This window comes from Amycolatopsis sp. BJA-103 (assembly GCF_002849735.1).
GTDB lineage: Bacteria > Actinomycetota > Actinomycetes > Mycobacteriales > Pseudonocardiaceae > Amycolatopsis.
Genome location: NZ_CP017780.1, coordinates 4728239 through 4752599, shown reverse-complemented (window position 1 = coordinate 4752599; position 24361 = coordinate 4728239). Strand labels below are relative to the sequence as shown.

Annotated in this window: 23 protein-coding genes; 17 read left to right on the top strand and 6 right to left on the bottom strand. The window is 69.6% G+C overall.

The features are described from left to right. Positions 1-140: 140 nt before the first annotated feature. Positions 141-527 carry a DUF5684 domain-containing protein gene (locus BKN51_RS20540; protein ID WP_101609176.1) on the top strand — a complete coding sequence of 129 codons (387 nt, stop codon included), beginning with the start codon at positions 141-143 and terminating at the stop codon, positions 525-527. Positions 528-537: 10 nt separating this feature from the next. Here BKN51_RS20540 and BKN51_RS20535 read toward each other — a convergent pair whose 3' ends face one another. Beyond that, the gene (locus tag BKN51_RS20535) at positions 538-2166 is read right to left on the bottom strand and encodes an amidohydrolase (protein ID WP_101609175.1); all 1629 of its coding nucleotides are present in this window, start codon (positions 2164-2166) and stop codon (positions 538-540) included. Next, on the bottom strand, positions 2163-3587 hold the full coding sequence (locus tag BKN51_RS20530; protein WP_101609174.1) for a purine-cytosine permease family protein: 1425 nt from the start codon (positions 3585-3587) through the stop codon (positions 2163-2165). The genes BKN51_RS20535 and BKN51_RS20530 overlap by 4 nt, the downstream gene beginning before the upstream one ends. 307 nt (positions 3588-3894) lie before the next feature. Here BKN51_RS20530 and BKN51_RS20525 point away from each other — a divergent pair, with 307 nt between their 5' ends. From BKN51_RS20525 to BKN51_RS20495, 7 genes are all read left to right on the top strand, one after another. After that, positions 3895-5421 carry a PucR family transcriptional regulator gene (locus tag BKN51_RS20525; protein ID WP_101609173.1) on the top strand — a complete coding sequence of 509 codons (1527 nt, stop codon included), beginning with the start codon at positions 3895-3897 and terminating at the stop codon, positions 5419-5421. 86 nt (positions 5422-5507) lie between these two features. Next, positions 5508-6803, top strand: a complete 1296-nt coding sequence (locus BKN51_RS20520) for a flavin monoamine oxidase family protein (protein WP_101609172.1) — start codon at positions 5508-5510, stop codon at positions 6801-6803. 378 nt (positions 6804-7181) lie between these two features. Further along, on the top strand, positions 7182-7718 hold the full coding sequence (locus tag BKN51_RS20515) for an EF-hand domain-containing protein (RefSeq protein WP_101609171.1): 537 nt from the start codon (positions 7182-7184) through the stop codon (positions 7716-7718). Positions 7719-7747: 29 nt separating this feature from the next. Beyond that, positions 7748-8830, top strand: coding sequence for an isocitrate/isopropylmalate family dehydrogenase (locus BKN51_RS20510; protein WP_101609170.1), 1083 nt, complete (start codon positions 7748-7750; stop codon positions 8828-8830). Continuing rightward, positions 8827-9459: a cysteine hydrolase family protein gene (locus tag BKN51_RS20505; RefSeq protein WP_233223538.1), complete on the top strand. Its 633-nt coding sequence runs from the start codon at positions 8827-8829 to the stop codon at positions 9457-9459. Before BKN51_RS20510 ends, BKN51_RS20505 begins: the two co-directional genes overlap by 4 nt. Further along, complete coding sequence (locus BKN51_RS20500; RefSeq protein ID WP_233223530.1) at positions 9426-10322, top strand: SAM-dependent methyltransferase; 897 nt, start codon at positions 9426-9428, stop codon at positions 10320-10322. Before BKN51_RS20505 ends, BKN51_RS20500 begins: the two co-directional genes overlap by 34 nt. Positions 10323-10346: 24 nt before the next feature. Then, positions 10347-11165: an APH(3'') family aminoglycoside O-phosphotransferase gene (locus BKN51_RS20495; protein ID WP_233223514.1), complete on the top strand. Its 819-nt coding sequence runs from the start codon at positions 10347-10349 to the stop codon at positions 11163-11165. 310 nt (positions 11166-11475) lie between these two features. On the opposite strand, the gene BKN51_RS20490 is transcribed toward BKN51_RS20495, so the two are convergent. Together BKN51_RS20490 and BKN51_RS20485 are read right to left on the bottom strand one after the other, a co-directional pair. Further along, positions 11476-12324: a hypothetical protein gene (locus BKN51_RS20490; RefSeq protein WP_101609168.1), complete on the bottom strand. Its 849-nt coding sequence runs from the start codon at positions 12322-12324 to the stop codon at positions 11476-11478. Between the two features lie 55 nt (positions 12325-12379). Continuing rightward, complete coding sequence (locus BKN51_RS20485; protein WP_101609167.1) at positions 12380-13141, bottom strand: hypothetical protein; 762 nt, start codon at positions 13139-13141, stop codon at positions 12380-12382. A gap of 531 nt (positions 13142-13672) precedes the next feature. Between BKN51_RS20485 and BKN51_RS20480 the strand changes: the two genes are divergently transcribed. From BKN51_RS20480 to BKN51_RS20470, 3 genes are all read left to right on the top strand, one after another. After that, complete coding sequence (locus tag BKN51_RS20480; protein ID WP_101609166.1) at positions 13673-14578, top strand: universal stress protein; 906 nt, start codon at positions 13673-13675, stop codon at positions 14576-14578. Between the two features lie 79 nt (positions 14579-14657). Next, entirely contained in the window at positions 14658-14882 is a 225-nt protein-coding gene (locus tag BKN51_RS20475) for a hypothetical protein (protein ID WP_233223504.1), read from the top strand. Beyond that, positions 14879-15778 (top strand): universal stress protein, encoded by a 900-nt coding sequence (locus BKN51_RS20470; RefSeq protein WP_101609165.1) that lies wholly within the window; start codon positions 14879-14881, stop codon positions 15776-15778. The genes BKN51_RS20475 and BKN51_RS20470 overlap by 4 nt, the downstream gene beginning before the upstream one ends. Before the next feature lie 114 nt (positions 15779-15892). On the opposite strand, the gene BKN51_RS20465 is transcribed toward BKN51_RS20470, so the two are convergent. After that, positions 15893-16354, bottom strand: coding sequence for a universal stress protein (locus tag BKN51_RS20465; protein ID WP_101609164.1), 462 nt, complete (start codon positions 16352-16354; stop codon positions 15893-15895). 313 nt (positions 16355-16667) lie between these two features. Between BKN51_RS20465 and BKN51_RS20455 the strand changes: the two genes are divergently transcribed. The 3 genes from BKN51_RS20455 to BKN51_RS20445 all read left to right on the top strand — a co-directional run bounded on the left by BKN51_RS20455 (position 16668) and on the right by BKN51_RS20445 (position 20174). Next, positions 16668-17456, top strand: coding sequence for a nitroreductase family protein (locus BKN51_RS20455; RefSeq protein ID WP_101609162.1), 789 nt, complete (start codon positions 16668-16670; stop codon positions 17454-17456). Between the two features lie 90 nt (positions 17457-17546). Continuing rightward, a complete protein-coding gene (locus BKN51_RS20450) occupies positions 17547-18413 on the top strand; it encodes a nitroreductase (RefSeq protein ID WP_101609161.1) in 867 nt (288 codons plus the stop codon). A gap of 33 nt (positions 18414-18446) precedes the next feature. Beyond that, a complete protein-coding gene (locus BKN51_RS20445; protein WP_101609160.1) occupies positions 18447-20174 on the top strand; it encodes a GAF domain-containing sensor histidine kinase in 1728 nt (575 codons plus the stop codon). Positions 20175-20180: 6 nt separating this feature from the next. Here the strand turns inward: BKN51_RS20445 and BKN51_RS20440 are convergent, their stop codons facing one another. Then, positions 20181-20843 carry a response regulator transcription factor gene (locus BKN51_RS20440; protein ID WP_101609159.1) on the bottom strand — a complete coding sequence of 221 codons (663 nt, stop codon included), beginning with the start codon at positions 20841-20843 and terminating at the stop codon, positions 20181-20183. A 166-nt stretch (positions 20844-21009) separates the two neighbouring features. Between BKN51_RS20440 and BKN51_RS20435 the strand changes: the two genes are divergently transcribed. The 3 genes from BKN51_RS20435 to BKN51_RS43180 all read left to right on the top strand — a co-directional run bounded on the left by BKN51_RS20435 (position 21010) and on the right by BKN51_RS43180 (position 24157). After that, positions 21010-22005: an Acg family FMN-binding oxidoreductase gene (locus BKN51_RS20435; RefSeq protein ID WP_101609158.1), complete on the top strand. Its 996-nt coding sequence runs from the start codon at positions 21010-21012 to the stop codon at positions 22003-22005. 102 nt (positions 22006-22107) lie between these two features. Beyond that, on the top strand, positions 22108-22476 hold the full coding sequence (locus tag BKN51_RS20430) for a flavodoxin domain-containing protein (protein ID WP_335645082.1): 369 nt from the start codon (positions 22108-22110) through the stop codon (positions 22474-22476). A 355-nt stretch (positions 22477-22831) separates the two neighbouring features. Then, positions 22832-24157, top strand: a complete 1326-nt coding sequence (locus tag BKN51_RS43180; RefSeq protein ID WP_158255772.1) for a hypothetical protein — start codon at positions 22832-22834, stop codon at positions 24155-24157. Positions 24158-24361 lie beyond the last annotated feature (204 nt).

Sequence of the window (24361 nt, the reverse complement as noted above, 5' to 3'; positions counted from 1 at the left end):
CCGTCCGGTCATAGGGCGCTCTGCGCGTTCAGCCTGGTCGGTGAACGTCTCCACCGTCGGTGTCTTCTCCGCTGCGAAGGTGTCTCGTCGGCGCTAATGTCACCGGCCTGGCAGCCCGCTTCCGGAAGGACACCAGTTCCGTGCACCAAGAGACGACGTCCGTCACGACCCCCGACCTCGGCTTCGGCTGGGGAGCCTCGGGCCTGATCTTCGCTGTGCTCATGATCATCGCGCTGTGGAAGGTGTTCACCAAGGCCGGGCGACCCGGCTGGGCGGCGATCATCCCGTTCTACAACGCCTACACGCTGCTGAAGGTCGCGGGGCGCTCCGGATGGTGGCTGATCCTGTTGCTCATCCCGGTGGTCAACATCGTCATCGCGATCATCGTCTCGATCGACGTCGCGAAGGCGTTCGGCAAGAGCGGCGTCTTCGGGTTCTTCGGCCTGTTCCTGTTCTCCATCATCGGCTACCTCATCATCGGCTTCGGCCAAGCCCGCTACACCGCCCCACCCACCGCCAACGCCTGAGGTCCGCGGATCAGGACAGCGTTCCGGCACGCTCCTCACCCGCGACCACGGTCAACCGGACCTTGGTCTGCAACAGCGAGTCAGCGCCCTCGGCGAACGGATCACGGTCCAGCACCACGAAGTCCGCCGCCAGCCCCGGCGCCAGGCGCCCGGTCAATCCCTCCCACCGGCACGAGTACGCGGCGTGCCGGGTGCCGTGCGCGAGGGCGTCGGCCATGGGCAGGGCGTACTCCGGGATGTTGGGCGGCAGCCCGGGATCGGACGCCGATCGCCGGGTGGTGGCGATGAACATGTTCGGCAGCGGCGGGTGGGGCGCGGTCGGCGCGTCGGAGCCGAACGCGAGCACCGCGCCGGCGGCGGTCAGCTCCGGCCACGGGTACCCGCGCCGCACGCGGTCGTCGCCGAGCACCGCCCGCCAGTTGTCCTGGATCGCCGGATCGGCGTGCACCGGCTGCATGGACGCGACCACGCCGAGCCGGGCGAGTCGGCGCACGTTCTCCTCGGTCACCACCTCGACGTGCTCGAGCCGGTGCCGCCGGTCGCGCGGCCCGTTGACCTCGATCGCTTGCTCCAGCGCGGAAAGCGCGATGTCCGACGCCTCATCGCCGATCGCGTGCAGCGCCACCTGCAACCCGGCCGCGTCCGCCGCCGCCACGACGGGGGACAGGGCTGCCAGGTCCCAGATCGGCCCGGGATGGCTGCCGTCGGCGAACGGGGCCTTCATCGCCGCCGTGCAGCTGTCGATCACGCCGTCCACCAGCAGCTTGATACCGGTGACCCGCAACCACGGCCCGGACAGCCGCCGGGCCAGCTCCACCGCCCGCCGGACCTGCCGCAGATCGTCCTCGGTGCTGCCGGTCCGCTCGACCAGCCAGTGCCCGGCCACCCGCAGCGGCAACCGGCCGCCGCCGCGGGCCAGTGCCCGCTCCAACGCGTCCAGGTCGTCCTGCCCCAGCCCCATGTCCACCGCGCCGGTCACGCCGTCGGACAGATACTGCTCGAACGTCGAGGCCAGTGCGGCGTCGCGCTCGTCGTCGCCTGCTTGCGCGTCGAGGAACCGCCGCGCCAGCTGCAACGCGGCCGCCTCGTACAGCATGCCGTCCGGCTCGCCCGCCTCGTCGCGGCCGATCCGGCCGCCGATCGGGTCGGGGGTGTCCGCCGTGATCCCGAGTTCCCGCAGCGCGGCGCTGTTGACCCACGTCGAATGCAGGTCGTTGGCGGCGAGATAGACCGGCCGGTCCGGCACGGCCGCGTCGATCATGCCGCGGTCCGGGCCGCGGCCGTCCAGCGCGCCGAACAACCAGCTGCGGCCCAGGATCCGTGGCGCGCCGGGGTCGGCGTCCGCCGTCTCCCCGATCCTGGCCTGGATCTCGGCCACGTCGGCGGCGTCGAACAGGTCGACCTGCCGCAGCGCCTCACCCATCCCCAGCAGGTGGGTGTGCGCGTCCACGAAACCGGGCAGCACGAACGCCCCGCCGAGGTCCACCAGCCGCGCGCCGTCGGCCAGACCGTCGGCCGTCGCGGTGTCGCCGACGAACTCGATCGACTCCCCGCGCACGACCATGGACTCCGCCCACGCGGGCTCGTCGGCGGTGAAGATCCGGCCGCCCCGGTAGTGGACCAGTTCCGGCTTGCTCATTTCACTCCTTGTGTCGACGAACGCATCGCCAGGACGTAGATCAGCGAAGGGACGATCAGTCCCACCGGCAGCGACAGGTCGATCCCGCCCACCAGCTCGGCCAGGAACCCGATGTGCACGCCGGGGACGGCCAGGAACTCGATGGCGAACGCGGCGCCTGCCACCAGCGCGGCGAAACCGGCCCAGTTGACCCCGCCCCGGTACCAGAACGGGCTGCTCCGGCCGAGATCGCTGAGCGCGTGGCCGTCGTACCGGTTGCGCCGCAGCAGCAGATCGGTGACGTAGATGGCCATGATCGGGGCCAGCACCGCCACCATCATCTGCAGCATCCGGCTGACCGTGTCCAGGAAGTTCGAGACCAGCAGCGCGTACATGGTCAGCAGGATGCTGACCATGCCGTAGAACAGCACACTGCGCGACCGGCGGACGCGCATCCCGATCGCCTGGAGCGCCAGCCCCGAGCTGTAGATGATCAGCGCGTTGTTGGCGATCGCGCCCAGGATCATGGCGATCAGGAAGACCGGGGAGAACCAGCCAGGCAGCAGGCCGGTGAGCGCGGTCTGCGGGTCGCTCATGTCCAATGTGGTGGCGGCGACCGCGCCCAGCGCGGTGCACAGGACGCTGGGCAGGTACGCGCCCGCCGCCGTCCAGCCGACGATGGCCGACGGCTTGGCGGTGCGCGGCAGATAGCGGGCGAAGTCGGCGCTGGTGCTGTAGGACAGCGGGGCCGAGGCGACCATGGCCAGCCCCGCGGCCAGCGCCGCCCACAGGTCGGGTCCCTGGAGCTCCCGCGGCGGCTGGTGACCCCAGTCGGCGTTGCCCAGCACGAAGAACGCCAGTACCGCGAACACCACCGCGAGTGCCGCGGCGAGCGGCATGTACAGCCGGATGATCGTGGCGTGCCCGTAGACGCTGATCGCCAGCGTCACCGCCGCCACGCCGACGATGACCAGCGTCTTGCCCACCGTGCCGAGTTCCAGGCCGAACCTGGAGCACAGGCTGAACGCCGTCACCGACGCGGCCGACAGGCTCAGCGCGACGTAACACACGGAGATCAGCGAGCCGTTGAACGTGACCAGCACCCGGTTGCCGCGAACGCCGTACATGGTCCGGGTGATGACCGAACTCGGCGTGCCCGCGGCCGGGCCGCTGACCGAGATCAGCCCGACCAGCACCCAGAACAGGTTGCCGACCAGGATCACGCCGAGTGCCTGCCACAGGCTCAGGCCCAGCACCACCAGCGCGCCGCCGACCACCAGGCTGAGGTAGCTCACGTTCGGCGCGGCCCACACGCCGAACAGGTCGCGCGCCCGGCCGTGCCGTTCCTCGTCGCCGATGACGTCGATGCCGTGCGTCTCGATCCGGGTGGCCTGTGCGGAAACGGGTTCGGGTATCGCTCTACTGGCGGGGTCTTGGATCACGGCGGGGCCTCCAGCGGTGTCCTCTGTGGACTGAGTGTCTGTTGGTGAACCCGCGTCCGCGATCGACGTCGGCAGGACGCTGCCTGGTCTTCCACACCCGCGTTGGCGGGTAAGGCGTCCTGCCACCGCGATAGCGGGGCCTTCGGCCGGGGCGGGTTCACATTTGGTCCTGTTCGCGGGTCCATCTCAGCTCTGCCAACTGGCCCTGAGACGTGGGTCACGGGGTGTGGGGACGGTAGGGCGGGCCGCCCGGCCGCGTCGATGGACGCGGGGTTGAACTTTGCGCGTGACGGTGGACACTGCGTCCATGCCGCTGACTGTCGCCGCCCTGCTCGCCGTGCGCGAGCTCCGCCTGACCCTGGTCGCCGGAGAGGGTGGCCGGGACCGGGTGATCGAGGCCGCGCACGTCTCGGAGCTGGCCCGCCCCGGCGAATGGCTGCAGGGCGGGGAACTGCTGATGACGGCCGGTGTGGTGCTGCCGACGGACCGGCGGTCCTGCCGGGGTTTCGTGCGGGACGTGGTCGAGGGCGGCGCGGCGGCGCTGGCGTTCGGCGTCGGCCACGGCCAGCCGCACCGGGAGCCGCCCGGCGAGCTGGTGGCCGCCGCCGAAGCGGCCGGGCTGCCGCTGCTCGTGGTGCCGGACGAGGTGCCGTTCATCGCGGTCACCAAGGCGGTGTTCGCCGCGCTGGCCGCCGAGGACCGGCGCGCCCTGGAGCACACCGTCGATGTCCAGCGCAGGCTGACCGTCGCGGCGACTTCTGGCGGCGGCCTGAACGCGATCCTCAAGGTGTGGCTGCGCGCGACCGGTCGTGCCGCCGTGGTGACCGACCTGCTCGGCCGCGAACTGGTCGCCGTCGGCGAGTCCGCGCCCGCCCTGCTCGCCGCCGGGCGCACGGTGCTGGACGAGGTGGGCGCCCGCGGGTTGCTGGGCAGCGCGTCGGTCGCGGCGGACGGGCTGACCGTGGCCGTGCAGCCGATCGGCGCCCGGCGGCTGCGCGGGCACGTGCTGCTCGCCAGGCCGTCCCAACCACAGCCGGGCACTCTGGACGCCGCGCTGGTTTCGTTGCTGACACTGGAACTGGAGCGCAGGCACCTGGCCGACGAACCGCGGCGGCGAGCCGGTGCGGAGGCGCTGGCCCGGCTGCTGAACGGGCTGCCCGACGACCGGGCCGAGTCCGTCCTGACCGCGTTCGGGCTGGCCGCGTCCTCGGTGCGCGGCTTGGCGGTGGTGGCCGGGGCGGGGGAAGCGGACGACCTGGCCGCCGATCTCGCCCTCGTGCTGCCCGGCGGCCTCGTGCGGTGGTCCGAGGACACCGTGGAGGCGCTGGTCGTCGACGAAGTGGACGTGACCGCGCTGCTCGACCGGTTCGCGCCGGGGCGCCCGGCCGGCGTCGGCGCGGCATTGCGGCCGGGCTCGGCGGCCGTCTCGCTTCGGCAGGCACGGGCGCTACTGGCCACCAGCGTTCGTCTTGGCCGTCCCGCCGAGGCCGGGGAGCACAGCACCAGCAGGCTGCTGCTCACCCTGGGGCCGCCGGAACTGCTGGCCTCGTTCGCCGACACCGTGCTGGCGCCGGTCGACGCCGCCGACCAGCGGGAGCAGCTGCTGGCCACGTTGCGCGCGTGGCTGGACGCCAACTCCGCGTGGGACGTCACGGCACAGCGCCTCGGCGTGCACCGGCACACCGTGCGCAACCGCATCGACCGGATCGAGCAGCTCACCGGCCGGACGCTGACGACCGCCTCCGCGCGCTACGAGCTGTGGCTCGCGCTGGAGGCCCGGGACGCGCTCGCCTACGCCGACACCGGACGGGATTCGCCGTCGCGTCCACATTGACCGGCCAGATTGGACTCCGCGTCCATCGACCGGGGCAGGACGGCGCACGTACGTTGCCGGGCACGCTGACAGAAGGCAGGTGTTCGATGGGTTCTCCGGAAGTCGATGTCGTGATCGTGGGCGCGGGCTTCGCCGGGCTGACGGCCGCACGTGATCTCGGCTCGGCCGGGCGAACGGTGCGCGTGCTGGAGGCGCGCGACCGGATCGGCGGCCGTACCTGGTACCGGACCGACCTGTTCGACGGAGTCGGGCTGGAGATGGGCGGTACGTGGATCGTCCCCGAGCAGACCTTCGTCACCGAGGAGGTCCGCCGGTACGGGATCGCGGTCAGCGACAGCGAGTTGCCAGCCCGGATGACCTGGTCGGATCGCGGCACCGTGCTGAAGTCGCTGCTTCCGGTGCCGCCCGGCGAACTGGAGGACCTGGAACTCGCGGTGCGCGCCCTGGTGGCGGCCGGCGCCCGGCTCGACGTGGACCGCCCGCTCTCCGGACAGGGCCTGGCCGACCTCGATGTGCCGATCCGGCAGTGGGCCGACGAAGCCGGCTTGAAGGGCAACGCGCGGGAACTGCTGATCTCCTGGTTCTGCGGCTGCGGCAACGCTTCCGCCGACACCGGCTCCGCGCTGGACATCCTGCGCTGGATCGCCGCCATGGGCAACTCCGTCTGGGGCATGGTCCGGGCGAGCGTGCTCGGGCGGACCTTCGACGACGGCACCGTCTCGCTCGCCACGGCGCTGGCGGAGGACGGCGGCGCGGACATCCGGCTGAGCACGCCCGTGCGGTGGGTGCGCCAGGAGGCGGACCACGTCGTCGTCGGACACGACGGCGGAGAGGTCACGGCGCGGCGGGTGCTGGTCACCGTTCCCATCGGCGTGCAGCGGCACATCGAGTTCACGCCCGCGCTGTCCCCGGCGAAGCTGGCCATCTCCACCGAGAACCACGCCGGGCAGGGGCAGAAGGTGTGGGCGCTGGCCCGCAACGTGCCGGACGACCTGAGCGGATACGGCTGGGGTACCGAGTTCGACTACGTGGGCGCGATGTACACCGTGCCCGAGGGCGTGGTGCTGGTGTGCTTCGCGCCCGAGCACGACCGGGTGGACGGGCACGACGTGGCGGACGTGCAGCGGGCGGTGCGCGAGTTCGCGCCCGAGGCCGAGGTCGTCGCCGCGACCACGTACGAGTGGGTGGACGACGAGTGGTCGCGCGGCACCTGGACGACCTTCCGGGCCGGGCAGATCTCCCGTTACGAAAGGGATCTCGCCGTGCCGGAGGGCTTGGTGCACTTCGCCGGGGCCCACACCGCCCAGCGGTGGCCGGGTTTCATCGACGGTGCGATCGACAGCGGTCGCCGCGCCGCCGCCGAACTGCTGGCGATGCTGTGACGACCCGGTCGATCCGCTCGAGAATGCCATTCTCCGAATCCGATATTCGGAGTAAGGCTTCGAATCCGGCGTCGACGCGAGCCGGGTGACAGTGGGTCGCGGCCGGGGACCCGATCAGGACTTCGGTGCTGCCGGAGGATGGAGCCCTGGCGGTGAGAACGAAGACCGAGAGTGTCTTCGGTACGGGTCCGGTATGGGCGCTGCACGTCGGCGAAGCTGAAACAACGTGCTTTCGGGCATTCCGGCCTTGTTCGGTGCTGGTTCACACTTTACGGTGGCGGCCGGGTTCTTCGTATATTTCCCCGATGCCGCCGCTGGCATAGTCACGACCGAACATTTCGCCATTCCCTTTCGCTTCGAGTAAAGGATGGTTCCTTGATGCCGACGGATGCCCTCGAACGTGTCACGCTCATCTTCACTCTGTTCGACCGCAACGGGAACGGGCATCTCGAAGCCGAAGACTTCGAGATCATGGCCGCCGACGTCGTCGAGGCGGCACCCGAATCCGGCGCGGCGGCCAAGGACGCGATGCGGGCGGCGTTCCGGCAGTACTGGCGCACCCTGGCCGAGGTACTGGACGTCGACCGCGACGGTGAGATCACTTTCGACGAGTACACCGCCGTCGTACTGTCGCCGGAACGGTTCGACTCGACCATCAGGGTTTTCGCCGAGTCGCTGGCGGCGCTGGGCGACCCGGACGGAGACGGTCTCATCGAGCGCCACGTCTTCCACTCGCTCATGACGGCGATCGGCTTCGAACGCGCCAACATCGAGGCGCTCTTCGACGCCTTCGGCCCGTCCGCGTCAGACCAGATCACCGTTTCGACCTGGGTGGCCGGGATCAAGGACTACTACAGCCCCTCGAAGACGGGCATCCCCGGCGACCACCTGGTCAGCGGCGCGCCCACGGCCTGAATCCGGCATCCGAACAGCGAAGGAGCACGGTGGACCCCACCATCGGACTGGCCGTCGGCCGCGGAACCGGACCAGAACTCGCGAACGTCTTCGAACGTGTCCTGAACACCCTCGGGAAGGCGTCTTCGACGACCATCCGCATCGTGCGCTCGCCCAGGCTGTACCACTCGTACTTCTCCCTCAAGGCCGAAGGAAGCGGCTTCGCGGAGATCGCGGACCTGACCCGGCAGGACGCCGACCACTACGAGCGGTTCTGCCGCGCACGGGCACTCGCGGGCACCACCGCCGTCTTCCGCACGGCGATCAACGCCCAGTCGTTGTACCTGGTCCGCGAGCGACTGCAGGCGGTGAAGACCGACCTCATCGAGGATCGGGACTCGTCGCTGTTGATGGTGCGCGACGAAGCCCAGGGCTTTTACACCGGCGAGAACAGCCACAGCCCCGGGGTCGTCCATCGCACCATGAAGTTCAGCAAGGAGATCACCGCGAAGGTGGTCGCCGCCGCCCTGGAGCAGGCGCGGCGGCAGTGGCCCGGCGAGCAGGTGGAACGGGTGGTCATGGCCTACAAGTTCCACCTCCTCGACGGTGCTCTCGGTGGCTGGGTGGAGGAGATCGCGGCACGGCACGGCGTGGAGATCGCCCTCGCCCAGCCGGACACGGTCAACCGCAACCTCATCGAGCACGGGTTGCCGCGGCGCACCGTCATCATCGGCGCCAACGAATGGGCCGACATCATGCACGTGGTCCTGCTGGACCGGCTGGGCTCCGAACGGCAGGAAAACCGCTACACGGAGAACATCCACCTGCATCCCGACGTCGCCGGACTGGTCGAGTACCAGACCGTGCACGGTTCCGCGGACGACCTGGCGGGCCTGGGCATCGTCAATCCCGTGGCGACCATCCGGGCGGCGGCGGCGATCGCGGAACGGCATGCCGGCTGCGCGGGCGCGATCAAAAGCACGGAGGACGCTCTCGAATCCGTCGGACGCCAGGGAATCACGACTCCGGACCTCGGCGGACCCCACTCGACCACGGAGGTGACGGAGGCCGTGGTGGACCTGCTGAAGCAACCCGGGCGATCAGCCGACGTCCTCTCGGCAGTGGAAGGGTGACCGGGACGGCGCTGGTCGTCATGGACCTGCAGAACGACTTCTGCACCGGGCCGGTAGTGGCGGGCAGGTACGCGGGCGATCTTTCCACAGTGGACGCCGCGACGGCCGGTGCCGCGCGGGCGGTGGACGTGGCGAGGGCTCGCGGCATCGAGGTCGTCTTCGTCCGGTTCCACGGTGACGTCGAGCATCAAGGCCCGAGCTGGCGGCATCGGGACCTGATGCTCGGGAAACGCCCGAAGTGCCGGGAAGGCACCTGGGGTGCGGAATTCCACCGGGTCTCGCCCGCCGGCGGCGAACGTGTCTTCACCAAGAACGCGCGCTTCGACGCCTTTCTCACCGACGGTTTCGAGGAGTACCTCGTCCGGAACGGTTTCGGGCACTTGGTGTTCGCGGGTCTCTACACGGATGTCTGCGTGGACTCCACCGCGCGGACGGCGTTCCAGCAAGGGTTCCACGTGACCGTCCTGACCGACTGCACGACGAGTCTCCACCTGCCCGACGACACGATCCTGGGCTTCATGGGCACTGTCTACGGCGCCCGCCTGGCCATCCTCGACGATCCGGAAGTGTGGTCATCGCCCGAAAGGCAGGAGCCTTGGCCGGTACGAAGCACGACGGCGGCGCGATAGAACTGGGTGTCGGCCGGACCGCGCTCATGGTCGCCGCCGCCCGCGCGATCGAAACCCACCGCCCGGACTCGCTCGCCCGGGACGGCTTCGCGGAGCATTTCGTGCGTGCCGCCCGGACCTGCGAAGACTGGCCGTTACGCATGGAGCAGGTCCCGGACGGGGACGCCGATCCCCTGTGGGGCAGGCTCGGGCGTTACTTCGGTCTGCGAACCCGGGTCCTGGACGACTTCGTCCTCCGGTCGGCGCGGGCCGGAGGACGTCAGGTCGTGCTCCTCGGCGCGGGCCTCGACTCGCGGGCCTTCCGGCTCGACTGGCCTGCGGGCTGTGTGCTGTTCGAGATCGACCGCGAGCCGGTGCTGGGATTCAAACAGGACGTCCTCGACAAGCTAGGCGCCATAACGAAAACGCGGCGCGTGCCGATCGCGGGCGACCTGCGCGGCGACTGGACGGCCACCCTGATCGCCGCCGGGTTCGATCCGGCGATGCCGAGTGTCTGGCTGGCCGAGGGCCTCATGCTCTACCTGTCCAGTGCCGCCGAGCGCGGCCTCATCGACACCGTGGACAGCTTGAGCGCCGAAGGCAGTTCACTGGCGTTCGAAGTCAAACTCGGCGTGGAACGCCCCGAAGTCCGGGCTAACGCCGTCTACACCTCGGCGAAGCAGCGGATCGGGGTCGACCTGCTCACCCTGTTCGACCGTGAACCACGCCCCGACTCCACGAGAGACCTTGAGCGCAAGGGGTGGTCCACCGAGGTCAAGACGCCCTTCGACTTCACTCGCCAGTTCGGGCGCGGTCCACGGCCCGAGCCGGACGACGCGTTGGCGAGCAACAGGTGGGTCTTCGCGACCAAGCCTCGACCATGACAGCGGAAAGCTAGAATGGTTTTCGTGCATAGGTCACCGGTCCGCGAGTGGGAGTCCTTGCTCGCCCGGCTTCATCCCGGCGAGTGGAAGCCTGTCACGAGTGGACAGTCCGGCGCCTCTGTCTTCCGCAGTGCCGACGGCTCGCGGTACGCCAAGTGCGTCACGGGCGAGCAGCGGGTTCTTCTGGAAGAGGAACGGGACCGTGTGGACTGGCTCAGCGGCAGTGGCATCCCGGGACCCGAGGTGCTCGAATGGGGCACCGACGCCGACGGCGCGTATCTGGTGACCAGCACCGTCCCAGGCGTGCCCGCGGACAGCGTGCCGGCTCAGGCGCTCTGGCAAGCCTGGCCGTCCATCAGCGAGGGCGTACGAGGTCTGCACGCGTTGCCGGCGAAGGAATGTCCCTTCAGCAGAGATCTGGCACAGATGTTCGCCATCGCCCAAGATGTCGTCGCCCGCGACAAGGTCAACCCGGAGTTCCTGCCGGTCGAGCAGCAGCAGACGCCGCCCGTCGAGCTGCTCGCTCGGCTTGCCGGGCAAGTCGAGCGCCGTCTCGTGCAGGAGGCAGGCGACACCGTCGTCTGTCACGGCGATCTCTGCCTGCCCAACATCATCCTCGACCCGGTCGCCCTGAACTTCGCGGGATTCATCGACCTCGGTCGCCTCGGCCGGGCCGATCCTTATGTCGACATCGCTTTGCTGCTCGCCAACGCCCGAGGAGTCTGGGATGACGAGAACCAAGCTATCGCCGCCGACGACGCCTTCGCTCGTGCTTACGGGACCACGTTCGACACCGACCGGCGGCGGTTCTACCTCCATCTCGACCCGCTCACCTGGGGATAGCGCGTAGGGCATCTGTGGCTTGGCGGGTAAGGAATGGCCGTCGGTCCTGTGACGACAGTGGGCAGTGGTGCGTATTCGTGCCTTTCACCTGGGGCGATCGCTGAGGTTCTACCTCGCCCTGGATTGCGAAGTCCGGCTGACCGGTGATGGCTGGGTGCAGCTGCGCAACGCGGACACCGTGTTGGGCGTCCAGCATTGACACGAGCCCTGTCAGCTATCCCGCCTGCGCGCCTGGCGGCCGGATCACCGCTCGCGATCCTGACTCGCACGCTGTCTATGTCAGCCAGGTGGAGAGCGGGTGAGCTCTGGTTCAGCCGGTGCAGTTGGGCACTGCGGGGGCGCTCCCGACGCAGTTTCCGGGGGTGTTGGCGGTGATCGGCGCGTTGTTGGTGGTCATGGTCCCGTTGGTCCGGTGGACCCCGCCCGCGGTCAGCAGTGCGTGGTTCACGGTCACGGCGGTCTGGGTGATGGTCGTCGCGGTCGAGTCGACCGCGGCTATCCCGCCTCCTTGCGCGCCGCTGTTGCCGCTGATGAGCATCGGGGTTCCGGAGACGCCGGTGGTGGTCAGCGTGCCGCGGAGGCCGTTGTAGATACCGCCGCCTTGAAGGAGCGCGGTGTTTCCGAGAACGCTGCTTCTGGTGAACGAAGCCGCGGGTGCCGTGCCTGACGGGGTGTCGGCGTTGGCGAGGCCTCCGCCGGCGAGAGTGGCGTAGTTTCCGCTCAGGCTGCTGGTGGTGAGTGTCACGGCGCCGCGGTTGAGGATGGCGCCCCCGTTGCCGACCACGTTGCCGTTGGTGAAGGCGACCGAGGTGGTCAGGGTGAGGTTGCCGGTCGGACCGACTTCGGCGATCCGGAAGGGGAGCAGCGAGGTTCGCGTGATGGTCGCCGGGCCGAGTAGTTCGATCGGTGTGGTGATGACCGGCAGCCCGTTGGCGAGTCCGCCGTGCGGCGAGGTCAGCGCGTAGGTGCAGCCGCCCGCCAGCGTCAGGGTGTCGCTGGCGACCGTGGAGTTGGCGAGGTTGACGGCGTCGACGAGGGCGCTTTCGCCGCACGCCACGGGAATGGTGGTCGCCTGCGCCAGGGGCGCCAGCGTGATCATGCCCGCGCTCAGGACGGTGGCGCCGACGACGGCCCGCAGAACACTGCGCTTTCTTCGCATCACATCTTCTTTCCTGGAACGAAATCAACAGGTGTGGTCACGGGAGAACGGGCGGTCATCCGACGCATCCGGGGACAGGGGAGGGGCTGCCGGTGCAGTTGGTCGCGGTGTTGGCGGTCACCGTGGAGGTGTTCAGCGTCGCCGAACCCGCCACGTAGTAGATCCCGCCGGGATTCACCGTCGCGGTGTTGGTGTTGACCACACTGCTGGTGAGCGTGAGCGTCCCGTTCACACTCGCGATTCCGCCGCCCTGGCCCGCGGTGTTGCCGTTGACCGTGCTGTTGGTGAACGTCGCCGCGGACGGGGTTCCGGTGCTGTGCAAGGCGCCACCACTGCCGTTGGCGGTGTTGCCGGACAACGCGCTGCCGGTGAGGGTCACCGCACCGAAACTGAGGATTCCGCCGCCATTGTCGTTGCCGGCGGCGGCCGCATGGCCGTTGCTGACGGTGACCGCTTTGAGCGTGATGCCGCCGGTGGGTGCGACCTGGCCGATGCGGAAGGCGGCCGCGGCCGGTGCGCGGGTGATGGTGTTGGCATTGCCCTCGAGCGTGATGGGCGTGGTGATGATCGGCAGGCCGGCCGGGCCGTGCACACCGTCGTCGCCGTGAGGCGCGGTAAGGGTGTAGGTGCAGCCCGGGGTCAAGGTGACGGTGCCGCCTCCGGCGGCGTTGGCCGCGTCGACCGCGGAGACCAGCGCCGCCTCGGTGCACGGGACGGATTCCGCACGGGCCTGTGCCGATGCGGGGAGAAGGACGACTGATCCGGCAAGCAGGAAAAGGGCGCCGGAAAGAGTGGAAATCGTGCGGCTGTGTCGCATGTGGACTTTCCTGGATCCGAGACCGATGGTGGAGGAGCAAGAAGCTCGAACGTCCCGCTGAAAGCGGTCACCGGCGGTCAATGAACAACCATGTCGGACCCTACACCTGTCGGCCGGAAATGGACAGTGGTGGAATTCGTTCGGATGCTTTCCGGCAACTTTCTTGGAATTATTCTGCGGAAAGGGTTTGATAACGAAAATCGTGGACTGAGGCCGACTTGCACACTGTGGAAAAAATTCACTGTTCACGGTGGGAACGCCATAGCGGCGGCTGGTCGAACCGGAGGGAATCGACTCGAGGAACGTCCATGCCGTGCACGTGACCGGTGGGACGTCGGGTGCGATAGGGACTTTGGTCCTCGCGGAGCGGGCCCACCGGCCGGGTGGGAGGGGCCCTCGGGCAGGGCCTGCGGGACTTCATCCTCTGCGTTCCGCCACCGGTCTCGGCCGAGACTGGAACAAGACTCGGGTAGCACGGCGGCCAGAGGTCGCCGGCGTGCGGAAACGGGACGACGAAGCAGAGGAGCGGAAATGCCGGTCGCCACGGAGAGATCCATCGTCGCCGGGATCGACGGATCACGGTCCGCGAAGACCGCTGCGATGTGGGCGGCGGACGAGGCCTCGAAGCGTGGGCTGCCCTTGCGGCTCGTCCACGTGTTCACGATCCCGGTCGTGACGATGCCGGGTGTCATCACCTCGTTCGAAGGGGTCCGTGAGGGTTTCGAGAGCCGTGGTCTCGCCTGGATTTCCGAGGTCAGGGAAGCGGCGCTCGTCCGGCATCCGGATCTCGTCGTCGAGACCGCGGTCCGCGAATGGAACCCGGTAGCGGCTCTGACCCAGGAGTCGGTGAAGGCGACGATGGTCGTACTGGGGTCGCGAGGGCTCGGCGGTTTCACCGGGATGCTCGTGGGCTCGATCGCGGTCGCGCTCGCCCATCACGGCCACTGCCCGATCGTCGTGGCCCGAGGCCGGCAACTGGACGTCGCCGCGCAGGAAGCGGGGCCGGTCGTCGTGGGAACGGATGGTTCGCCTGCCGGCGAGGCGGCCGTCGGGTTCGCGTTCGACGAGGCGAGGGTGCGGGACGCTGACGTGACCGTCGTCCGGACCTGGTCGGAGCTGGTCGACCACGGCGCGATCCGGCCGCATTTCCTTGCCGTCGATCCGGCCGAGATCGAGGCCGCCGAAAGGAAAGCGGCCGAGGAGCAGGTGGCTCCGTGGCGGGACAAGTACCCGGACGTTCCGGTCGAGATCGTCATCCGCAAGGGACGGCCGGTTCGTACTTTGCTCGAATTCGGGGCGAGGGCGAGGCTTCTTGTCGTCGGCAGCCGGGGGCGCGGGGGATTCGAGGGCATGCTTCTCGGGTCGACCAGCCAGGCGCTGGTCGCCCATTCGGCATGTCCTGTCGCTGTCATCCGGCTCGCGGCGCCGGAACTGTGAAGCGTGACCGAGGCGGACCTGATGCGGGACCGGTTCCCCCGGGACATTCGCTCAGCGGGACATCACCCGCGGTGACTTCGTGCGCGCGTTCGCCCGCGAGGACACCGCGATCGCCGCCGACGTGCGGCACCACCTCTCTGTCTACGGGGGTCCCGGCCGGTGGAGCGTCGAGGTCGACGGCGGCGTGTGCCGGATCGGCGACCAGTACGGGAACGACACCGACCGCCACGTGGCGAAGGTCATCGCCGAGGCGGTTCCGGGTGTCGTGGAAGCGAAAGTGACCTACCAGGAGGCTGACCGATGAGCACTGCGGACCACAAGATCGTCGTAGGGGTGGACGGCTCCGGGCCCGGGCGGGCCGCCGTCCGATGGGCGGCGGGTTCTGCCGCCGAACGCGGTTTGGGGCTGCTGATCGTGCACGCCCTCCATACGGAGCGGATCAGCTACGGCGGTGGACTCACCGGAGCGGCCCCGTGGTTCGACGTGCTCGCGGAGGCTGGACAGCGGGTGCTCGACGAGGCCTCCGCCGAGGCCACGTCGTTCGCACCCGATGTCCCGGTGAGTACCGCGATGCCTCAGGGCTCACCCGTCCCGTTCTTGATCGACACGTCGATGACGGCGACCATGGTGGTCCTCGGTGGCGCGGGCAAGGGCTTCTTCGCCGAGATGGCCATCGGTTCGACGGCGTCGGCCGTGCTTGCCCACGCACAGTGCCCGGTGGTGGTGCTCCGGGGCAGGAAGGGCACGACGAACTACCCCGGCAGCGGTCCGGTGGTCGTCGGGGTCGACGGTAGCCCGCTGAGCGAACAGGCCCTGGAGACCGCGTTCGAAGAGGCGTCACGACGTCGCGCGCACTTGGTGGCGGTGCATGCCTGGACGGACGTCACCTACGACGACGCCTTCGGGACGGCGCGGCTGACCACGCAGTGGGAATCTCTTGAGGACGACGAACGCCGCCTGCTCGCGGAACAACTGGCGGGCTGGCAGGAGAAGTACCCGGACGTCACCGTGGAACGCGTCGTCGTTCGCGATCGGCCTCGTCAGACCTTGCTGGAGTGGAGCGGCAAAGCGCAGCTGGTGGTCGTGGGCAGCCGCGGCCGTGGCGGGTTCACCGGACTGCTGCTCGGCTCGACCAGCCAGGCGCTCGCCCATCACGCCGAATGCCCGGTGATGGTCGTCCGGCCGAGGAACGCGCGGTGACCGCTCTCGGCGTACGGCCGACGGTGCTCACGCCGGCCGTCGCGCTCGACCCCGCCCGATGCCTCGGCGAAGGGGAAGTCCTTGCCGCGGCTCACCTCTGAGGTCCGCGCGTCTTCAGGGAGCCGACGGGCTGAACCGGTGTGCCGCCTTCATTGTGACGAGCACGATCGGGCAGGTCGCGTGGCGGACGCAAGCGGCGGACACACGTCCGAAGACGGGCCGCCCGAAGGGTCCCTCCGAGTGGGCGCCGAGTACCAGCAGGTCGGCGCCGTGCGCGGCGGCCAGCAGTTCCGAGGCCGGATCGCCGGTGCGAACCGACGCCTCGATGACGATGTCCGCGGCGAGTTGTTCGCAGATCTTCGCCACCTCGCCCGTCATCGGACGGCCGTTCCGGCTCGGGTGCCTGCCGGGTGGCGGGGGAGCGAGAAGATTTCCCCTCGGCCGCACGAGGAGTATTTCGAGGCGGGCACCCCGGGCGCGGGTTTCGGTGATCGCCCAGCGGATCGCTTCGCTGCCGTGGTCCGAGCCGTCGGTTCCGACGATGATCCGGCGTTCCATCCCCGGGCGCCGGTTCATGGCGTTGTCCCGTGTGCCGTTTCGATGGCTCGCGCGCGGATCAGGTCGTCCTTGTTCAGCAGGACGACCGGGGGCAGCGCGGCGACGGGAGTGTTCATGACTTCACGTACAGGCATGTCCACAGTGTCGGCCTGCCACGGCGCGGTCCGGTACCACTGGAGGTCCCGGTCACCCGGGACGGACGACCCTTCTTCCAGGGCTTCCGTTCCGAAGGGGTGCCGAAGGTCCCGGGTCGCCGGGGCCCACGGCACTCCCGTGCGGGGCGGAGCCGGAACACGCTGGAAGCGTCCACCGACCGGCTTGGAGCGCAACGATGATCCTCACCGATTCCCCGGTACTCGCCACCGCGCTGGAGGCGGCGGTGAGAGCACCGTCGCCGCACAACACCCAACCGTGGTTCTTCGAGCTGGAGCCCGGTGTGGTGGAGCTGTATCTCGACGAAGACCGGGTGCTCGAAGTGTGCGACCCCGATGGACGGGAGGCCCGGCTCGCCTGCGGCGCCGCCCTGCTGAACATCGAACTCGCGATCGCCGCCGCCGGATGGTTCCCGGACACCGACCTGATGCCCGACCGGACCAGGCCGTCGTTGCTGGCCCGGGTCGAAATCGGCGACCGGCACCGCCCGAGCGCCGGGGATCTGCGGCGCGCCGACCACCTGCAGACACAGGACGACGCTTTCCAGGCGGAGATGAGGTCGTGGACCAGCGCGCACGACCGCGACGACGGAGTGCCCGCCTTCGCGGGCGGACCGCGCTCGGCGGGCGGGCTCTTGCCGGTACGGCACTTCCACGACAGCGACGCGCCCCGGTCTTACGAGCGGGATCCGGTCGTCGCGGTGCTGACGACGCCCGATGAAGGTCCGGTGGCCCAGCTCCGCGCGGGCCGGGCCATGCAACGCGTACTGCTCACCGCGACCATGGAGGGGCTGAGCGCCTCGTTCTACTCGCAGCCCATGGAAATCCCTTCCGCGCGTGCCGAACTGCGCGCATTGCTCGGCGGAACCGACTATCCGCAAACGCTTTTCCGTCTGGGGTATGGCTTTCCCGGCGTCCCGACGCCGCGCCGCCCGCCCGGAGCGGTCGTCAGGGCGAAGGCGTCATAACGGTCGTGAACCCGACGGAGAAAGCCGTCGAACCGAAGGAATGACGCCCTCTGGCCGAGCCGGAACGCGGGCAAGGAGGGAGGCGAGGGGATGAAGCAGCCGGACGACCCGCCGAGCGGAGAGTGGACGGCCGCCGAAGTGGAGGTGCTCGCCCGAGCCGCGGTGAGCGCCCCGTCGGTACGCAACTCCCAGCCATGGTCCCTGGCGCTGCCGGGCCGGCGTGCCGAGCTGAGCGAGTGGGAGGACGTCCACGGCTCCGATTCCGGCTACGACGGGCGCGATCGGCTGATCTCGTGCGGCGCGGCCTTGGCGAACCTGGCCGTGGCCATGCGCGTCCTCGGCTGGAACGCGCGGGTCAGCCTGGCCGTCGAGGATCGAGCGCCGTTGGTGGCAGTCGTGATGGCAGGCAGGCGGTTCCCGCCCTCGGGGGCGGACCTGCACGGTTACTCCGCGATCTCCCGCCGGCGAGGCCACGGCACCGCGTTCTCCAGGACGCCGGTGGCTCCGGCGCTGCTGGATCGGATCGTCGGCCGGGTCCCCGGCGACGTGCTGTGCCGGGTGGTGGCCCCGGGGGAGCTGCGGCCGCTGGCCGTGGCGCTCGAAGCGGCGGGATCAGTCCAGGGAACGGCCCGGCCGGCCGACTGGACATCGGCCTGGACCGCCGGCGGGTTCGCCGACCGGCCGGCACCACCCGGCCAAGACCCGCCCCCGGTGTGGCCGGGCGTCACGAGGGAGACCTTGCTGATCATCGGCGCCGACTCCGATCGGCGAGCCGCGCAGGTCTCGATCGGGCGTGCGATGGAGCTCGCCTGGCTCACCGGGATCGAAAGCGGGATAGCGGCCTCGGCGCTGACCAGGCCCCTGCGCGTACCGTCAGTGCGGGACAGGCTCATCTCCGAGCTGGCGTTGCCCGGGTTCCCGGGAGTGATCATGCGCCTGGGCTACCCGGCCGGGTAGCCCAGCCGCCACCTCCTGCCGAGAGGAGACGCGATGTCGGCCGAGCGGCCAGTGGCCGGAAACGAGCCACCGCCCAGCGCGGTGGTGCTGACCGAGCTGCGGCTCGACGAATTGCTGCACGAGGTCCAGGACCGGCTTGCGGAGATCCTCAAGACGCGGGACCGGTTGCAAGGACTGCTCGACGCCGTACTGGCCGTGGCGACCGGCATCGAACTCGATTCGACCCTGCAACGCATCGTGCAGGCCGCCGTCGAGCTGGTCGACGCCAACTACGGTGCTTTGGGTGTCCTCGGTGACGAGGACGGACTCTCGCAGTTCGTCTACGCGGGAATCGATCCGGAAACCCGCGAGACCATGGGGCATCTTCCCGAGGGCAGAGGTCTCCTCGGCCTGCTCATCCGGGAGCCGCATCCGGTCCGGGTCCCGGATCTGTCGTGCCACCCGGCGTCGGTGGGTTTTCCCGCCAACCACCCGCCCATGCACAGCTTCGTCGGTGTCCCGGTCCGTGTGCGGGACGTGGTGTTCGGCAACCTGTACCTGACGGAGAAACGGGGAGCGGCGGAGTTCACCGCGGACGACGAGGTGGTCTTGCGGGCGCTGGCCGCGGCGGCGGGGGTGGCCATCGACAACGCCCGGCTGTTCGAGCAGTCCCGTACCCGGGAGCGGTGGCTGGGAGCGGTGGCCAAGGTGAACGGCGAGCTCCTCGCCGGCGCTTCGGTGACCGACACGCTGGGCTTGATCGTCAGGAGCGTCCGGGAACTGGTCGACGCGCGCGGGGTGATGATCCTGCTGGCCGAGACCGCCGGCGAGGAGGCGCGCTCCCTGACCGTGGCCGCGATGGCGAGTGAGCGGGCGGGTGCGCTGCCCGGGACCTCGATTTCGAGCAAGCATCCGGCGATCGAGGATGTCTTCGACGGCGGGCAGGCGAGTCTCGTCACCGATCTCGACGGCGTCTTCCCCGCGGCTGTGGAGACCATGCTCAGCGGGCCCGGCGTGATGGTTCCCCTGACCGGCGCGGTCGGGGTCGGAGGGGTTCTGGTCGTCGGCCGGGAGAAGGGGGCTCAGCAGTTCAAGGCCGATCAGATCCCCATGCTGGCCTCGTTCGCCGACCAGGCGGCCGTCGCCCTCGAATTCGCCGAGAAGCAGCGCAACCAGCGGCTCTTGGATGTACTCGCCGACCGTGATCGGATCGCGCAGGACCTGCACGATCACGTCATCCAGCGGCTCTTCGCCACCGGTATGAGCCTGCAGAGCATCGTGCCGCGGGTCACGGACGATCTCGCCCGCAACCGCCTCGCGCACGGTGTCGAACAGCTCGACCGGACCGTGCGCGAGATCAGGACTTCGATCTTCGATCTGCACTCGTCGGGGTCCGACACGTCCGTCAGCCTGCGCCGCCGGTTGCTCGACGTGATCACGGAGCTGTCGACCGATCCGGGGGCGACGCCGTCGGTGCGGATCAGCGGCGCCGTGGACACCATCGTCCCCGTGGAACTGCACGAGCACGCCGAAGCGGCCGTGCGCGAAGCGCTGAGCAACGCGATCCGCCACTCCGGCGCGAACGACATCGCCGTGACCGTCGAGGCCGATCGCGACCTGGTCGTCGAAGTGACCGACAACGGGATCGGCATCCCGGAGGACGGCAGACGCAGCGGCCTGAAGAACCTCGCGCAGCGAGCGGAACGCTGCGGAGGCCTGGCCGAGTTCACCGGACGCGAGGGGGGCGGGACCCGCGTCGTGTGGCAGGTTCCCTTGTCCTGAAAGGACTCAGTGCTCGCCGAACAGTGGTGTCCGGTCTTCCCGCTTCAGTTCGGTCGCCAGCACGGCTGCCTGCGTGCGGCGCTGGATCCCGAGTTTGCCGAGGATCCGGGAGACGTAGTTCTTGATGGTCTTCTCCGCGAGGAAAAGGCGTTCCCCGATCTCCCGGTTGGTGAGCCCTTCCCCGATGAGGTCGAAGACGGCGTGTTCCTGTTCCGATAGTGACGCTGTCGGGTCGTTGCGGTCGTTCTCCCTGCGGATGCGCCTCATCAGCGCGGCGGTGGTGCGGCTGTCGAGCAGCGAACCGCCGTCGGCGATCGTCCTGATCGCCGACACGAGGTCGATGCCCAGCACCTGTTTCAGGACGAAGCCGGCCGCTCCGGCCATGATCGCGGTGAACAGCGCCTCGTCGTCGGCGTAGGACGTGAGCATCAGGCAGCGCAGATCCGGCCGGGTGGACAGCAGTTCCCGGCACAGTTCGATGCCGGTGCCGTCGGGGAGCCGGACGTCCAGCACGGCGATGTCGGTGTCACTGGCGGGAATCCGCGTGAGCGCTTCCGACACCGAGGCCGCTTCGCCGGAGATCTCGATGTCCGCTTCGTTGCCGAGCAGGTCGGCGAGCCCACGTCGGACGATTTCGTGGTCGTCGACCAGGAACACCTTGGTCGTCATCGGATCGTCCTCCTGCCGCGAGATCGTGGCCTTACCGCATGAACCTACTCGGGCGAGCGGGGAAAAGGCGGGGCTTAGGTCCCGGATATCGGAGCCCTCCGTACCTGCGCGCGCACCCCCATGGGGGAGCACGGTCGAACCCGACACACAGTGCGGAGGACGGAACATGGCAGAACGAAGGCACCGCGGACCCTGGTCGGCCTCGGAGACCGAGGTACTGGCCCGGACCCTGCTGAGGGCGCCGTCAGTGCACAACATCCAGCCGTGGCTCCTGGAGTTCGAGCACGACCGGCTGCTGCTCGGTGAGCGCCGGGACCTGCCCTTGCCCGAACACGATCCGCTGGGACGGGACCGCCTGATGTCCTGCGGTGCCGCGCTGGCGAACCTGGAGCTCGCGATCCGCGTGCTCGGCTACGAAGCCCGGACGGTGACGTTCCCCGATCCGGAGCGGCCGGAGCTGGTGGCGACGGTCGAACCGGGGGAGCGGTCACTGCCGTCGGCGGAAGACCTGCACCGGTATGCCGCCATCGAGCGGCGGCGCAGCTACCGAAAGCGGTTTTCCGGCCGGCCGGTCTCGCCGGCACGGATCGGGGACCTGACAGCCACCGCGGCCGCGGCCGGTGTCCAGGCGAGGCCGATCCGCGACGAACTGGAACTGACCCGGGTCGCGGACCTGCTCGAGTTCGCGGCGGAGGCCTTCCAACACGATCACGGGTATCAGCGCGAGCTCGCGCTGTGGACCGTCCACGACGAGATGTCCCTGCGCCATGGCGCAGGCATCGCCGCGACGGCTCTCCCGCCCGGTTCCCTGCCCTGGGCGGGTCTGGTCCGGGCCAGGACGGCCCTGCCGGACAGGGAGGTGCTCAAGCGGCGCCTGGCGGACGAGACGCTGCTCGTGTTCCTGACCCTCGACGACACGCGCCACGACCACCTGAAGGCCGGTCACGCCCTGCAGGGCACCTGGCTCGACGCCGTCGACGGGGGTCTCGTCGGCTCCATCCTGACCCAGCCCCTGCACTTGCCCGAGGTGCGCTCGGCGTTGTGCGAGGACCTCGAACTGGCCGGTTTCCCGCAGGCGCTCATGCGGTTCGGCTACCCGTCCGGCGCGGTGCCCGCCAGTCCGCGCCGCGCCGTCGACGAAGTGCTCGGCCGCGGCTTCTGACGGAAACAGGACCGGATCGAACCATGGCGTCATGCCGGGGACCGGCGGCAGCGCTTCTCACAAGCTTTCCCTGACAGGACAAGGGGAATCATGATGCGCGCGATGGTGGTGTACGAGTCGATGTTCGGGAACACCGAGCAAGTGGCGAAGGCGGTGGCCGAAGGACTGTCGCCCTACGCCGAGGTGGATGTCGTGAACGTCGACGACGTCGGAAGCGTTGCGGAGGCGGGCTTGCTCGTGGTCGGCGGTCCGACGCACGTACACGGGATGTCCTGGCCCTCCAGCCGGACCGAGGCCGGCAGGCAGGCGGTGGACGGTGTCCGGTGGCTCGGTTTCGTTCCGCTCGCCCCGCCGGAGAGTTTCCTGGTCAGAACGGACAAGCAGGAGCCGGTGCTGCGCGACGGCGAGCCGGCGCGGGCGCGGGACTGGGGTGCCGTGCTCGGCAAGGAACTCGCCGGGCCGAAGGTATGAACGCGCCGGGTTGGCGAAAGGGTCAACGAGTCCCCTCGGTTCGGTCTTCGATTTCGAGCCTGACGCCCGGCGAAAGTGTCGTATGCGGCAGGTGATCGGGTGCCTCGCGGCGGATATGTTCGTCAGCTGACGGTGGCCGCTATCTGTGGCATCCGTGGAGCCTGATCACGTATGGGTGACCCGCCACGGTTGCGCTTGCAAACCCTGGTGAAGGGGCGAAGGGTCGGCCGTGTCGAGGGTGTTGGTTGATCCGGTGCTCTCCGCGCCGGGCGATGGCCCCGGACTTTCGGTCATCACACCCCTCGCAGGTCCGTGGCATCAGTCCCGGATCCCTTTCACCCATGGAAAGTTGATCATGAAATCGACAGCGCGTATCAGTACGGCAGGCCGGGTCGGCCGGGCCATGATCGGTGTGGGCACCGCGGCGGGGTTCGCACTCGCGGTTCCCTCGCAGGCGTGGGCGCTCCCGCCGGGGTGCACCCAGAGCGGCGCCAATTTCACTTGCACCGCCGGAATTCCCGCCGGTCAGGTGCTGGACGGCACTTCGGGGAACAACGTCATCACCATCACCGGTGGTGCGGTGAACGGGACGGTGAACGGCCTGGCGGGCAACGACACGATCATGGTGACCGGCGTCGCCGGGTCCCTGGGCGCCAACGGTCCTCCGGGAGCGGCCGGTAACGCGGGTACGCCCGCGGGTACCGCGGGTGGCAACGGCGGTGCCGGGAGCGTCGGCGGTGCCGGTGTGGGTGCGACCGGTGTCATCAACGCCGGTGACGGCACGGACAGCGTCACGGTCCTCGGTGGTGCGGGAGGTAACGGCGGGAACGGCGGCCAGGGCGGGGTCGGTTTCGCCAGCGGTGCCGGTGGCGCCGGTGGTAGTGGTGGTGTCGGCGGGATCGGTGGTGCCGGTAACGCCGGGAACGTCACCGGCGGCGTCGGCAATGACACTGTCGTCCTCACCGCGGGCAAGGGCGGCAACGGCGGTCTCGGTGGCCTTGGCGGCAACGGTGGTGGTGTCGCCGGCGGTGCGGGTGCCGGGGGTATCGGTGGCGCGGGTGCGGCCGGTGGCGTCGGGAACTCGGGAGCCTATAACGATGATCTCGTCGATGCCGGGCTCGACAGCGTCACCGTCAACGGTGGTGCCGGTGGTACCGGCGCGGCCGGTGGCGTCGCCGGCTGCGGCCATGGTGGCGGTGCCGGTGGCGTCGGAGGTGCCGGCGGTGCGGGTGGTGTCGGGAACTCCGGGACCGTCAACGGTGGTGCCGGCGTCGACACGCTGAAGGCCAATGGCGGGCTCGGCGGCAACGGTGGCGTCGGAGGCAAGGGCGGCAACGGTTCCGCGGCCGTCCAGCCCGGCGGCGCCGGCGGTGTCGGTGGCGCGGGTGGTGCCGGTGGGATCGGGAACTCCGGAACTCTCACCGGCGGGACCGGTGTGGACCTCATCACCGCGACCGGTGGCAAGGGCGGCAATGGTGCCGTCGGCGGTAATGGTGGCACCGGTTGCAGCGGCCCCGGTGGTCCTGGTGGCATCGGCGGTGCCGCGGGTGCCGGCGGTCTCGGGAACTCAGGGACCGTCAACGACGGGGCGGACACCATCGCCACGCCGTCCGGCGCCAGTGGTCTCGCGGGTGGCACCGGCGTCGCCGGAGTCAACAACGGCGGCGTCTGCACCTGCTGACCAGTGATCTCGACGGTCGGCGACATCACCGGCACCATCGGGGATGTCGCCGACCGGAGCAGGCTCGCCAGGGAGAACTGAAGCTCCTTGACCGTCCTTAAGGGACACTTTCGAGATTCAGGTGTCCCGGTTCAAGTACTTTGCGAACCGGGTCGTGAAGGGCAACGAGGGTTATTGAGGGGAAGGTCGAACGTGTCGTGTTCG

What these genes read in the sequence shown, in the direction of transcription:
- BKN51_RS43180 (WP_158255772.1), top strand. Translation starts at nt 22,832, where the DNA reads ATGAAATCGACAGCGCGTATCAGTACGGCAGGCCGGGTCGGCCGGGCC.
- BKN51_RS20480 (WP_101609166.1), top strand. Translation starts at nt 13,673, where the DNA reads ATGCCGGTCGCCACGGAGAGATCCATCGTCGCCGGGATCGACGGATCA.
- BKN51_RS20525 (WP_101609173.1), top strand. Translation starts at nt 3,895, where the DNA reads ATGCCGCTGACTGTCGCCGCCCTGCTCGCCGTGCGCGAGCTCCGCCTG.
- BKN51_RS20465 (WP_101609164.1), bottom strand. Translation starts at nt 16,354, where the DNA reads ATGAACCGGCGCCCGGGGATGGAACGCCGGATCATCGTCGGAACCGAC.
- BKN51_RS20520 (WP_101609172.1), top strand. Translation starts at nt 5,508, where the DNA reads ATGGGTTCTCCGGAAGTCGATGTCGTGATCGTGGGCGCGGGCTTCGCC.
- BKN51_RS20485 (WP_101609167.1), bottom strand. Translation starts at nt 13,141, where the DNA reads ATGCGACACAGCCGCACGATTTCCACTCTTTCCGGCGCCCTTTTCCTG.
- BKN51_RS20455 (WP_101609162.1), top strand. Translation starts at nt 16,668, where the DNA reads ATGATCCTCACCGATTCCCCGGTACTCGCCACCGCGCTGGAGGCGGCG.
- BKN51_RS20430 (WP_335645082.1), top strand. Translation starts at nt 22,108, where the DNA reads ATGGTGGTGTACGAGTCGATGTTCGGGAACACCGAGCAAGTGGCGAAG.
- BKN51_RS20445 (WP_101609160.1), top strand. Translation starts at nt 18,447, where the DNA reads ATGTCGGCCGAGCGGCCAGTGGCCGGAAACGAGCCACCGCCCAGCGCG.
- BKN51_RS20440 (WP_101609159.1), bottom strand. Translation starts at nt 20,843, where the DNA reads ATGACGACCAAGGTGTTCCTGGTCGACGACCACGAAATCGTCCGACGT.
- BKN51_RS20435 (WP_101609158.1), top strand. Translation starts at nt 21,010, where the DNA reads ATGGCAGAACGAAGGCACCGCGGACCCTGGTCGGCCTCGGAGACCGAG.
- BKN51_RS20515 (WP_101609171.1), top strand. Translation starts at nt 7,182, where the DNA reads ATGCCGACGGATGCCCTCGAACGTGTCACGCTCATCTTCACTCTGTTC.
- BKN51_RS20450 (WP_101609161.1), top strand. Translation starts at nt 17,547, where the DNA reads ATGAAGCAGCCGGACGACCCGCCGAGCGGAGAGTGGACGGCCGCCGAA.
- BKN51_RS20470 (WP_101609165.1), top strand. Translation starts at nt 14,879, where the DNA reads ATGAGCACTGCGGACCACAAGATCGTCGTAGGGGTGGACGGCTCCGGG.
- BKN51_RS20490 (WP_101609168.1), bottom strand. Translation starts at nt 12,324, where the DNA reads ATGCGAAGAAAGCGCAGTGTTCTGCGGGCCGTCGTCGGCGCCACCGTC.
- BKN51_RS20535 (WP_101609175.1), bottom strand. Translation starts at nt 2,166, where the DNA reads ATGAGCAAGCCGGAACTGGTCCACTACCGGGGCGGCCGGATCTTCACC.